Origin of the sequence: Sphingopyxis sp. A083, from assembly GCF_001468495.1 — a bacterium.
Lineage (GTDB): Bacteria > Pseudomonadota > Alphaproteobacteria > Sphingomonadales > Sphingomonadaceae > Sphingopyxis > Sphingopyxis terrae.
The window spans coordinates 843589-855294 of sequence record NZ_LNSK01000001.1; the positions used below are offsets into that span (position 1 = coordinate 843589).

Below are 11706 nucleotides of genomic sequence, written 5' to 3' on the forward strand. Positions count from 1 at the left end.
GGCGGGCACCGCTTGGCCTAGCCTCCCGGACCACAGTCGATGCAGCGCAGCGGCGGATTCGGTCCGAACCCGAGATGGTGGTTGAGGTGGCGAAGCGCGGTGCGCAGCCCTTCCTCAATGACAGGATGATAGAAGGGTCGTTCGAGCAATTCGGCGACGGTGAGCCGGCTCTCGATCGACCAGGCGAGGAGATGAGCGAGATGTTCCGCCGCTGGACCGAAGATTTCGGCGCCAAGCAGCAACCCGCTCGGCCGATCGCCATAGACGCGCAGCAATCCCCGGTTGAGCCCCAATATGCGAGCCCGTCCCTGGTCTTCGAACGACACTTCGCCGATGGCGAAATCCATCCGGTCGCGAAGAAGGTCGGCATGGCTGCGCCCGGCGATGGCGATCTGGGGATCGGTGAAGACGATCGTCAACGGGGTCCGGCGCGCGCGGCGATAGCTGTGCGGATAGCGCGCGGCATTTTCGCCTGCCACCCGGCCTTCGTCCGCGGCCTCGTGAAGGAGCGAGAGATCGACCGCCGAGTCGCCCGCGATGAAGATGTCGCTGTAACTGGCGCGCATCGACAGGTGATCATAAGTGGGGACGCCATGGGCATCGAGCGTGAGCGAGGTGTTTTCCAGTCCGAGATTGTCGACATTGGCCCGTCGGCCTGCGGCCGCGAGGAGATAATCGAACCGCTCCTCGCCCCCCGCTGACCGGACGATCACAGCGTCCCCGTCGCGCGCGACGCTTGCATCGGCTGCCATCCAGTCGATAGGAATTTCGCTCGAGAACTGTGCCGCCGCATAAGCCGCGACGTCGGGATCGGTGAGCGGGCCGACGCTGCCGCCGCGCCCATAGATATGGGTGCGGACACCGAGGCGATGCAAAGCCTGCCCGAGCTCCAACCCGATCGCGCCGGTGCCGAAGACTGCAACCGAGGACGGCAGATCGGTCCAGTCGAACAGTTGGTCGTTGAAAATCAGCCGATCGCCCGCCGGTTCCAGGCCTGCGGGTACGACCGGCCGCGAGCCCGTTGCGATCACGATGCTGCGCGCGCTGATCTGCTTGCCGCTCGCAAGTTCGAGCCGATTGTCATCGACAAAACGCGCCTGCTCGCGAAGCAGGCCTCCGGGTGCAAACCCCGCAATCGCCTCGGTGGCGAAGCTAACAAAGTGGTCGCGCTCGGCGCGGACGCGGTTCATGACCTGCACACCATCGACCTCGACGGGTCCGGCGCGAAGTCCGAACAGGCCGACGCTTTCGGCACGGTGGCGCGCCTCTGCCGCAGCGATCAGCAATTTGGAGGGCATGCAGCCAACGCGGGCGCATGTGGTCCCCAAGGGGCCGCCATCGATCATGACGACGCGATCGCTATATTTGAGCGCTTCCCGGTACGCCGACATTCCAGCGGTGCCCGCGCCGATTATCGCCACGTCATAGTCGAAATCGGTCATCCCGCTGTCCCTTCCTGATTACACGATGCGCATATTGCGCGCATCGAGCGCGCAAAAACAGTTGGCCCGTGGGCATGGTTTCTATGCCCTGCGGGAATAGTTTGTGGCGGCGAAGATGAGCATGAGGGTCAATGTCATCCCGAAATAGGCGGTCAGGGCATGGGGAGCGAAGGAGGGCAGCCCGTAGACGATGATGACCCCATTGCCGCCCGGGATGAGCTGGGTGGCCAACCCCATGATGGTGCCGCCGACGAGATGCCGCGAGCCTTGACGCCAGTTGGTGCCGCGCAACCGGAAGCTGGCGGAGCGGACGGCTGCAAATAGTCCGCCGCCGATCATCATCGCGGTGCCCAAAAGCGCCGGCAAAGGAGAAATCGGGGCGAAATCGTGCATGACGAGCTGCGAGGCGTAGCTGGACAGGAGGCCCAGATAGGTCCAGCTCCCGGCGCAGGCGTACAGCAGGCCGCCGCCGATGCCGATGATGAGCATGGCCTCGAAGGGACGCATCCGCGCGCGTCCAAGCAGCATCTTGCGCCAGCGCGACCGGCGGCGCAACAGTCGCAGGCGCGGCCAGCTCCACCAGCAGACTGCGGCGAAGGCCAGCCACGCCGCTATCGCGGCGAGCGGTGACGTCGCAAGCAGCGAGGGCTCGGGAATTTGCTGGGGCCTGTAGACTTTGGATATGAACGAGGCGCCGATTACCCAGCCGGCGAGGGTCAGAAGATATCCGAGCCTGCCGCCGGTCAAATGCGCGAGTGTTCCAAAGCCGCAAGCCTGGTTCGCCCACGCGCCGATCCCGTAAAGACACCCGAACAGGAAAGCCTGGATCAGCTGGTCGTAGCCCGGGGACAGATGGAAAACAGCTGGTGCGGTCCATGCCAGTGGAACAAGCAGAAGCCCTGACCAGCAAGCCGCCGTCGCGAACCCGATGAACTTGTCGGGTCGGCGCCGCACGACAAGATCCTGCGCCGCAACGACCACGCAGACCGTCCCCCGCCTGATCGCGAAACCCATCGCAAAACTCAGCATCGAAGCAGCGATGGCAACCGCAATAGCGTTCATGAGAGCAAGCCGGGTCGCTCATCGGCAAAGATCGCGTTCATCTGCGGGCGGAGCCAGTCGAGAAAAGCGCGCACTCTCGCGGTCTGGTCGCGGCCAGCCGGCAGCAGGGCCCATAGATCAATGTCTTCGAGCATATGGTTGGGCAGCAACTCGACAAGATCGCCGGTATCGATCAGATCGGCGACGAAGGGCCGGGGCAACATCGCATAGCCGAGACCGGCAAGCGCTGCCGACCGGGCTGCGTCGTCGCTGTCGAGAATGAGCGCAGGATGCACCATGATCGCGATGCGCGCGCTGCCATCGCGGAAGACCCAGCTATTCTTCGCATGATGAAGGCGCGAGATGATCGCGGGCTGCCCCATGAAATTGTGCGGGGCGTCGAGACCATTTTCGGCCTTGTTCGCGACCAGCGCCATCCGCGTGCGCGCCATGCGAGAGGCGACGAGCGCGGTGTCGGCGAGCGTGCCAATTCGCAGCGCGATATCCACGCCCGATGCCACGACATCGGTTTCGCGATCGGTGATCTCCAGATCGAGCGTGACTTCGGGAAAGCGATCAGAGAATTCCCGGAGACACGGCACGAGATGCAGCCGGGCAAGGCAAGTCGGGACCACGACGCGCACCGGTCCGGCGAGACGGCCCCCGTCTTCCTTGGCGGCAATCTCCGCGGCGGCGGCGGCTGCAATCGCACGCTCGGCGCCGTCGCGGTAGCGACGGCCCGCCTCGGTGAGCGTCAGGCTGCGGGTTGAGCGCTGGAACAGCCGGACGCCGAGATAGGCCTCAAGCTGCGCCACGGCTTTCGAAATCGATGGCTGACCGACATTGAGCCGTCGCGCCGCCGCGGAAAAGGAACCCGCCTCGGCCACGGCGAGGAACTGCTCCATGACGGCAAGTCGATCCATTTCATTCCCCTGCGGAATAGGTCCTATCGACTCAACCCATCTGCCGCAAGCAATCGCTACAGCCTAAATACGGCTCATCCGCAAAAACGGACCCGAGACAAAGCCTCCTGGAGTTTTGAGATGACCATCATGAATGCCAGATCAGAACCGACGCCGCTTTCGCGGCCCTGGATCGCGGGGTCCGTTTCCTTGCGGGTTGCGGCGGCCTTCCCTTACCGCCGCAAAAGCCTCGAGCCCGGACGCGACGTCCGAGCCGGTAATTCCCCTTCCCGGCTTCGTCGCTTCGCTCGATCCACCTTGGGCTGGGCGTGACTCCCGGCGCCCGGCTCGAGGTGGACATTGAAGGAAAGGCTGGCGCGAGCCGCGCCAGCCTTTCCCCTCCCCAATTTTCGATGCAGAAGAGTCGAATGAACTTCCGAACGGACATGAGCATGATCGAGCAAGCCTATTTCCAGGCAGCCGGCGACGAGGGGAGGGTGGCAATCGCCGAAGGCGATCGGCAGATCCTGGCCATGGGCATCGAGGTCTCGGCTGTCCAGGCCGGAGATGTCGCGCCGGAGTTCCTGCTGGAAAACGCCCTCGGCGGCACAGTCTCGCTGCGTGGCCGATTGATTGGCGGACCAGTGGTCCTGAGTTTCTTTCGCGGCGGATGGTGCCCCTTCTGCCGCGCCGAACTTCGGGCGATGTCGAAGGCGGCGCAAGCGGTCGAGGATAGAGGAGCGAGCCTGCTCGCGATCTCCCCGCAGCCGCTCGCCGACAGCATCGCAATGGCGCGGGCCGAGGAAATGACGCTTCCGTTGCTCGCCGATCGCGGAATGACGGTCGCGAGCGATTATGGCCTCGCCTTCGAACTGCCCGAGAGTATGCGCCGGGCGGCGCTTGCGGACGGGATGGTCGCAGGCGACGACGGCGCCGACTGGCGCATTCCGATGCCGGCAACCTATGTGATCAGTACCGACGGGATCATCAGATATAGTTTTCTCGATCCCAATTATCGCAACCGGCTCGACCCGGCGGTTCTCATGAGCATCCTCGACCGCCTCTGAGCCAAATTTCGAATTTCGGGACTGTCTCCACCGGCGCGCATGCGGCGCACCGGGGTGGAAAGACGTGCCGCAACTGTCAGACAAAGGAGATATCGAATGACCTACCTCAAGACCAGCGAAGCCATTGCGAAGCTGACGCCCCAACAGCGCCATGTCACCCAGGAAGGCGGCACCGAGCGTGCCGGCAGTGGGGAACTGCTGCACAATAAGGAGCCCGGCATCTACGTCGATATCGTCAGCGGCGAGCCCTTGTTCGCCTCGACCGACAAATTCGATTCCGGCAGTGGATGGCCGAGCTTCACCAAGCCCATCGTCCCCGCCAATGTCGATGAAATACGCGACGACAGCTACGGGATGATCCGCACCGAGGTGCGCTCGGCTCATGGCGACAGCCACTTGGGACATGTGTTTCCCGACGGTCCGCGCGACCGTGGCGGCCAGCGCTACTGCATCAACTCGGCTTCACTCCGCTTCGTCCACCGCGATGACATGGAAGCCGAGGGCTATTCCGAATTTCTGAACCAGATCGAGGAGAATTGATCATGACCGAACGTTCCATCCTTGCCGGCGGCTGCTTCTGGGGCATGCAGGACCTGATCCGCAAACTCCCCGGCGTCGTCAGCACCCGTGTCGGTTACAGCGGCGGCGATGTGCCGAACGCGACCTATCGCAACCACGGCACGCACGCCGAGGCGATCGAGATCAATTTCGATCCCGATCAGATCAGCTACCGCCGGATCCTCGAATTTTTCTTCCAGATCCACGATCCGACCACGCGCAATCGCCAGGGCAACGACCGCGGCGGGAGCTATCGCTCGGCGATCTATTATGCCGACGAAGCGCAGCGTGAAACCGCGTTGCAGACGATCGCGGACGTCAACGCATCCGGCCTCTGGCCGGGAAAGGTAGCGAGCGAGTTGGAGCCGATTGGCCCCTTCTGGGAGGCGGAGCCGGAGCACCAGGATTATCTGGAGCGCCGTCCCAATGGTTACACCTGCCACTTTCCGCGCGCCGCCTGGGTCCTTCCATCGGCCGGCGAGCAGTCTGAGGCAGCTTGATCGGAGACATGAAATGAAACCGAACATAACCCTCTATACCAAGGACTATTGCCCCTTTTGTCACCGGGCCAAGGCGCATCTTCGCGCCAAGGGGGTGACCGACTGGATCGAAATCGACGTCGAAGATGATCCGGTGCAGTTCCGTGCAATGCAGACAGCGTCTGGTGGACGCAGGACGGTTCCGCAGATCTTCATCAACGGTACGCATGTGGGCGGGTCGGATGATCTGGTGGCGCTCGATGCCGACGGCGGCCTCGATTTGCTGCTGCGCGAAAAGATGCTCGTCTGAAACTAACGGGCGTCCGCCGAACAGCGGGCGCCCGTTTGCGCGTTACCGTGAGCCGCCCCGGAGTTGCTCGCGCTTAGAGCCAACGGCGATCGGCCGTGAAGTCGATCGTGAGCCAATATCCGGGGCGCAGCCCGCCCATCGCGTCCGCAAATTCCTGACGAATGGCGTCCTGCTCGCCAAGCGTCATCGTGGTCGATGCCGCGACACCGACAAAGCCGATCTCGATAAACCCTGCGCGGCCGACCTGGGTCACATAGGATTGATGCTCGACGAAGCCGTGCCGTGCCGCGACTTCGCGTGCGATGCTGCTGACCTGCGCATCGAGATCGGCTGGCGCGATCTGCAGTATCTCGCGACCGGCCGCTGCCAAGGCCCGAAGGGGAAGCGGAGCCAGGAAGATTGCAAGGAGGATGAGGATTGCCGGATCGAAATAGGCCGAGAGCTTCTCCGCCTGCGTTCCCTCGAGCACGACCGCGGTGACAAATGCGGCGCTCAGCCCGGCGTTGAGAAGTGCGCCGAAAAGCCACGCGGCCGCGTCGATATTCAGAAGCGAGGACCCGAGGCCGCGAGCGCGGCGCCGGATATAAATATACATCCCGAAGCCGATGAGCGCGCTCGCGCCGGCATATCCGATACCGGGCCCGAAACTCACGTTCCGTCCTCCCATCATCACGGTGTCTACTCCGTCAATCAATGCATAGGCGCAGGCGAGGAGCAGAACGCTGCCGTTGACGAACCCAAGCATCGGCTCGATGTGCCAGTAGCCATATTGGAACCGGCGGTCTGCGCCACGCGCGATCAGCCGCGCGGCGAAAAAGGCGGCCAGCGTAAGCCCTGCGTCGGCAAGGCTGTACACACCGTCGAACAAGATCGACTTTGCGCCGCTCAACAGGCCAATAGCGATGCCAACAAGGGAAAGGGCGAGGGTGCCGGTGGCGGAGAACAGGAGAAGCCGTTGTTCCTTGCGCTCCGAATGCGGTCCCAATTTCCATCTCCAATATTACAGCGGTCCAAGGGCCGTCACCTGAGGCTGTTATCGTAGCGAGTTACGCTGCCGGCGATGTATTTCCAACTGGCCTGACCTAAGGATGAAGCTGCAGTAAGATCTGCTATTCAAGCCCGCCCCGCATATCAAACATGATGTTGCACCAGCAGAAACGCCGAAAGAAAGCCCGTCACGGTAATCAAACCGATCATCGGCGGCGCGTGATCGAAGGCTTCCGGGATCATGGTTTCCGCGAGCATCGCCAGCACCGTGCCTGCAGCGAAACAGAGAATGACCGTCGTTGCGTCGGTTGAGACTGATCCCAAAGCAAAATTCCCGAAGGCGGCTGTGAGCCCTATCAGGAGCGGGATGCCCGCCCAGATCGCGTAAATGTAGCGTCGTGATCGTCCAGCCAGCTTCATCCCCGAGGCGCTTGAGAGTCCCTGAGGAATGTTGGCGAGGAAAAACCCGGCGACGACGCCCATCCCGATCTTCCCGCCGCCAACCATAGACAGGCCGATCACGAGTGCTTCGGGAATGCCGTCAAGAACCGTCCCAACAGCAATCGCGACGCCGCTTCCGGCATGCTCATTTTCGGTCGTTTGCTTCACGCATTCGCCGCAACGTTTCCTATTTTTCGCGCCGCTTGTGGCGAGATACCAGTTGATGCCGCTGAAGATTGCCGCCCCTCCCAGCAACGCTGTGATCGCAGCGGCGGACATGCCAGTTTTGATTGCGTTCCCCATAAGCTCGACAGCGACAATGGCGATAAGCACGCCGCCGCCAAACCCCATCACGGTCGCGATGAGGCGATGAGACAGCCGGTTTGAAAACAGGTCCGCGACAACGGCACCGATCAAAAGGCCGCTGGCTGTAAACAGGCCCCAAAGGCCAGCTCCGAGGAAATCAGCGATGACGCGACTTTCTTTCGTTTCGGATTTTACTGGCCTAGCACGGGTTGCGGTCAGTCTGGAATGCGGGCGATTACCTTGATCTCGAAATCGAATCCGGCCAGCCAGTTCACACCAAGTGCTGTCCAGTTCGGATAAGGCGCTTCAGTGAAGATCTTGCTCTTCACGGCCATAATCGTTTCGAACTGATTTTCGGGATCGGTATGGAAAGTCGTTAGATCGACGATGTCGTCAAATCCGCATCCCGCAGCCAGCAGGGTCGCTTCCAGATTTGCGAAGGCCAGCCGAACCTGCTCCGCGAACTCTGGTTCCGGCGAACCGTCTTCACGACTTCCGACCTGGCCGGATACGAAAAGCAAACGATCCGACCGGATCGCTGCGGAATATCCATGCTCTTCGTAGAGAGCATGTCGGTTTGCGGGGAAAACCGCATCACGTTTGGCCATGTGTCATTCCTTTGATTGAGGACATTCGGGCCTTGGCAAAAAATCGCCCTTGGCTGAATAGTCCGTTGAGTTGTTTTGTGCCTCAAGCATCAATCTGACTAGCCACCTTCAGTGGCTCATGCGTCTTACCGCCGCTCGCGAGCGGGAAGCCGCCGTCGACTACTGTGCGACGCTTTTCAGATAGACGATGATATCGCGGCGCTGACCCGGATCCTTGATCCCGTTGGGGAAGAGATTTCCCATGCGATTCCCGGGAATGAAGGATTTTGGCGCCTCGATATGTTTGTCAATATTGTCGGCTGTCCAGGTTATGCCGGAATTCCGTATCTGGTCCGAATAATCAAAGTTTGGCACGGTGCCCGCCTTGCGGCCGACGACGCCAGCCAGCGTTGGTCCGATGCCGGCACCACCAGGGTTTATGGAGTGGCATGCCCTGCAAGTCTTGTCGAAAGCCATCTTGCCTGAAGCCACGCCGCTCGTCATGGCCTGCGTTGCGACGGCGGGAACTATCCCGGGCGGGTTACCTCTATGTGAATTCACCGGCAGGCCGACTTGGCCTTTCTCACCCAGCGCTGGGTAGGCATAGGTGTAAACCCATTCGGATGACTTGGCCGGAATGTGGCATGATTTGCAGTCGGTTTGGTAATTCGTCGCCGTTTGCTTCTTGGTGTCGGTCGGGTCGAATTGCGCCCAGCCCCACCCGTCACCCCAGAGGGGGTTGCCCGCGAACCGTCCCTTGCGATCCTTCACCATGAGGAACCAAATCTTGCGATCACCGGCCCAGGATGCGCGGCCTGTGACGAGGTCGGCGCTCTTCGCAATTGTGACTTCCTTGATCAAGACTGCGCCGTCAGGAAATTTCCCCGCGCTCCGAAAGGCGTCAACATCCGCCGGTCGGGAATAGACGGAATGAATTTCTGCCTCTCCCGAGGGCGCCGTGACCGACCAGGTGCCAATGAACATGTAACTCTCGGGGAAGTCTGCGGGAAAGGAGATCGTCCCATCTTTGTTGACCAGCGACGCGTAAGTATCGTCGGGCGCACCCGCATCGCTCTTTTTGCCGCAGGCTGTGGTGAACAGCGCGACGGCGCAGATGACCGCAATGGTCTTCCCGGTCAGCAAATCGTCGTTCCTATGAGCACTGAGCATGGCCGCTGCTCTTGCATCGCCTGTCGCGCCGCAGACGCCGATGGCTGCAGCAGCGTCATGTCAACCGCGGGGGAGCGGTAGCGGATCGAGTATGGGCTTGTAGAATTTGATGTAGACCATGTCTTCTGCATTGGCGATGTGGCACCCCGCGCATTCGTCGACGGATTTGAGCGCTGCCGTGGCCAGATAGGGCGGAGCGGAATGATTGAAGTTGAAATAGCCCCAGCCATTTGAATCGGCGAACCGTTTGCTGTCCTTGACTGAAACGTCGAGGCCATTGGGCGGACCGGGAAAATATCCTCGCCCGGATGGTGCCGTCGTTGATCCGTCAGGAAATTCGCCTTTCGGATCACTGACGAGCTGTAGTTCCTTGATCATCATGGTGCCTTCAGGCCATTTGCCGGTCGCCCGATAGGCCTTGAAGGCTGCTGGCTGCGTGTAGACATTGTGGAACTCGGGAAAAGACGCTTTCCCGCCGTTAAGACCGTGCGGTGTCAGCGGCGCCCCGAGGAAGACCAACTCGCGAAAGTCTTTTGGTTGGACCAGCTGTCCTTTGGCATCCCAAACGGGCGGGATATCGATCTCGGGATAATTGGGGTCGCGAGCGACGGCCGCTTGCGTTCGCGGTTCCGCACTGTCGGATTTCTCGCCTTCCCCTGATGCGCCGCCGCAAGCCGAAAGTGTCGATAGCAGGAAAGCCGCACTCGCGACGCTCAAAAACGATTGATTATAGACTGGAGTCACGGCACCCGTCCTCTTCTTGAAATCAATATATGGTATCTGATCATCCAGCATCGTGGGAGAGATGTCCAATAGCCGGTCGGTATAGTTTCAATAGTTTGAAGGCCTATAATTTTTATATAACCCATTGAACTAAGTGATTTTATTGGTTGGTTCAATGTTTTCGACAATTTATGTGCCGTTCAGCTAATGAGTATGCTGGTCGTTGCTCGACCGACGACGTTGAGCGCGAGCTGCTCAACCTACGGGGTATATGCAACGCAAAATCTTCGCCCGGATGAAATCGCCAGATCGAGAATCGCTTGTGCGAGCCGCAGTCGCCCATGGCCAGCCGGCGCACGGCGAACGTCCGCTTCTCTTCGGTTCAGACTGAAAGCGGCCTGACCGAAAACGGCCAGAGTCGGCGGTATCGCACGCCTGAATGTGAGTTCGGGGGGTGTCGCCTATTCCGTAGGATTTTGTCGCCACCAAGCGTGGATTAATCGCTTTCCTACAATATTTCGCGCTGTCATGCCGAGCCTATGCAAGTACGCGGAACCAAATGGCGCGACCGGGCGCTCGCTATCGAATTCTGGATTGCGACCGCGTTGATGGGTGGCTCATTCCTCGTCGGGGCATGGCAGGCGCTCAAATATTTGTTCTAGCGGTGCAGGTGGTGCAGTGGGGCTACGCGCCGGCCGCCAGCGGCGAAGAAGCAATATTCTCGGGAGCCACACCGTCGACATCGACCAGGTCTTCACCGACCACGATGCCGGTAATGCGAACACGCTTTTCGATATGGTCGACCGGAACGCGGTGGAGGTCGAGGCGCCACCGACCGCCAAGGTCACGGCGAAGCGAGAATCCGCCCGCGTCGCGGAGCAAGGTTCCCGTCTCTTCGATTCTCGTGCCGATCATCATCATGTCGTTGGCCTACCCAAAGTCGCAACACCGCGCCAGAAACTTTGGATGAAGGCCTTTCAACCCAGCCTAAATGCTCAGCGCCGCCGAAATGGCTCGCAAGCCACCCCGTCACCGTCGCCATCCATTTCTGGCCGATATCCCGGCTGACCGCGGTATAACGGCGCAGCACCCGCTGCCCATGCCGCATTGCAATTGCGGTAATAGACGCCGGACGGCGCCGGTGATGCAATAGGCTGACGCACGGCGGATGCCTGCGGCTTGGGCCGATGTGCCCTGGGATTGGCGGCCCGATAGTCCGCTGGCTTTTGGAAGTCGGAACTCCAGATGCCTAGTTTGAGGGCCTTGGCGCGCGCCTCGGCGCCGAGATAGCGATCGCTAAACTGAGGCAACGCAACTGCAAGGCCCGCTTCGACCATGGCTTGGCCTAGATCTATCTGCCGCGCGGTGCAGCTGGCGACGATCCGGTCATAGTCATCAACATCGCGCTGCTCACAGCGCAATTCGGCACCATTCACCAATTGCCCCAATTTCGCCATCGCTTCTTTCCCACATGCCCAGCTTTGACCCTGCCGCGAACATGTCTGATAAAGCTCGGGGGCATCGACGCCATGTAAGCGGACGGCAATCCCTGCCATGTCGAGGGAGTCGCCGTCCTTTGCACGGCCCGTTCCACTAGGCCGTGTTGACAAAAGGGATTCCCAAGCCCGCCTCCTTCTGATTCAAGACTGCTTTTTGAGGAGCAGTCATGGGTCGCGGGGATTTGTCGGATGCG

General features: G+C 60.9%; 15 protein-coding genes. 5 read left to right on the forward strand and 10 right to left on the reverse strand.

The features are described 5' to 3' along the window. Positions 1–17: 17 nt before the first annotated feature. The 3 genes from ATE59_RS04120 to ATE59_RS04130 form a co-directional block, all read right to left on the reverse strand. On the reverse strand, positions 18–1442 hold the full coding sequence (locus ATE59_RS04120) for a dihydrolipoyl dehydrogenase (RefSeq protein WP_003045026.1): 1425 nt from the start codon (positions 1440–1442) through the stop codon (positions 18–20). Between the two features lie 81 nt (positions 1443–1523). Then, entirely contained in the window at positions 1524–2504 is a 981-nt protein-coding gene (locus ATE59_RS04125; protein WP_003045029.1) for a YeeE/YedE thiosulfate transporter family protein, read from the reverse strand. Continuing rightward, on the reverse strand, positions 2501–3406 hold the full coding sequence (locus ATE59_RS04130; protein WP_040590183.1) for a LysR family transcriptional regulator: 906 nt from the start codon (positions 3404–3406) through the stop codon (positions 2501–2503). Before ATE59_RS04130 ends, ATE59_RS04125 begins: the two co-directional genes overlap by 4 nt. A 407-nt stretch (positions 3407–3813) precedes the next feature. On the opposite strand from ATE59_RS04130, the gene ATE59_RS04135 reads away from it, so the two are divergent. The 4 genes from ATE59_RS04135 to grxC all read left to right on the forward strand — a co-directional run bounded on the left by ATE59_RS04135 (position 3814) and on the right by grxC (position 5799). After that, positions 3814–4452 (forward strand): peroxiredoxin-like family protein, encoded by a 639-nt coding sequence (locus tag ATE59_RS04135; RefSeq protein WP_160328030.1) that lies wholly within the window; start codon positions 3814–3816, stop codon positions 4450–4452. 96 nt (positions 4453–4548) lie between these two features. After that, complete coding sequence (msrB, locus tag ATE59_RS04140) at positions 4549–4992, forward strand: peptide-methionine (R)-S-oxide reductase MsrB (RefSeq protein ID WP_003045036.1); 444 nt, start codon at positions 4549–4551, stop codon at positions 4990–4992. Between the two features lie 2 nt (positions 4993–4994). Next, positions 4995–5510, forward strand: coding sequence for a peptide-methionine (S)-S-oxide reductase MsrA (gene msrA / locus ATE59_RS04145; RefSeq protein WP_003045039.1), 516 nt, complete (start codon positions 4995–4997; stop codon positions 5508–5510). Positions 5511–5523: 13 nt separating this feature from the next. Beyond that, complete coding sequence (grxC, locus tag ATE59_RS04150; protein ID WP_003045043.1) at positions 5524–5799, forward strand: glutaredoxin 3; 276 nt, start codon at positions 5524–5526, stop codon at positions 5797–5799. A gap of 73 nt (positions 5800–5872) precedes the next feature. Here grxC and ATE59_RS04155 read toward each other — a convergent pair whose 3' ends face one another. The 5 genes from ATE59_RS04155 to ATE59_RS04175 all read right to left on the reverse strand — a co-directional run bounded on the left by ATE59_RS04155 (position 5873) and on the right by ATE59_RS04175 (position 10085). Continuing rightward, a complete protein-coding gene (locus tag ATE59_RS04155; RefSeq protein ID WP_003045047.1) occupies positions 5873–6784 on the reverse strand; it encodes a cation diffusion facilitator family transporter in 912 nt (303 codons plus the stop codon). Between the two features lie 146 nt (positions 6785–6930). Then, positions 6931–7644 carry a ZIP family metal transporter gene (locus tag ATE59_RS04160; RefSeq protein WP_003045050.1) on the reverse strand — a complete coding sequence of 238 codons (714 nt, stop codon included), beginning with the start codon at positions 7642–7644 and terminating at the stop codon, positions 6931–6933. 104 nt (positions 7645–7748) lie between these two features. Further along, complete coding sequence (locus ATE59_RS04165; RefSeq protein WP_003045053.1) at positions 7749–8141, reverse strand: RidA family protein; 393 nt, start codon at positions 8139–8141, stop codon at positions 7749–7751. A 159-nt stretch (positions 8142–8300) separates the two neighbouring features. Then, entirely contained in the window at positions 8301–9290 is a 990-nt protein-coding gene (locus ATE59_RS04170; protein WP_003045056.1) for a cytochrome P460 family protein, read from the reverse strand. 60 nt (positions 9291–9350) lie between these two features. After that, the gene (locus ATE59_RS04175) at positions 9351–10085 is read right to left on the reverse strand and encodes a cytochrome P460 family protein (protein ID WP_081611190.1); all 735 of its coding nucleotides are present in this window, start codon (positions 10083–10085) and stop codon (positions 9351–9353) included. 467 nt (positions 10086–10552) lie between these two features. On the opposite strand from ATE59_RS04175, the gene ATE59_RS18315 reads away from it, so the two are divergent. Then, complete coding sequence (locus ATE59_RS18315; RefSeq protein WP_268801421.1) at positions 10553–10675, forward strand: hypothetical protein; 123 nt, start codon at positions 10553–10555, stop codon at positions 10673–10675. Between the two features lie 22 nt (positions 10676–10697). Here the strand turns inward: ATE59_RS18315 and ATE59_RS04180 are convergent, their stop codons facing one another. Together ATE59_RS04180 and ATE59_RS17465 are read right to left on the reverse strand one after the other, a co-directional pair. Beyond that, positions 10698–10934 carry a DUF5818 domain-containing protein gene (locus tag ATE59_RS04180; protein ID WP_049754565.1) on the reverse strand — a complete coding sequence of 79 codons (237 nt, stop codon included), beginning with the start codon at positions 10932–10934 and terminating at the stop codon, positions 10698–10700. Positions 10935–11008: 74 nt separating this feature from the next. Beyond that, positions 11009–11569: a thermonuclease family protein gene (locus ATE59_RS17465; RefSeq protein WP_231737165.1), complete on the reverse strand. Its 561-nt coding sequence runs from the start codon at positions 11567–11569 to the stop codon at positions 11009–11011. Positions 11570–11706 lie beyond the last annotated feature (137 nt).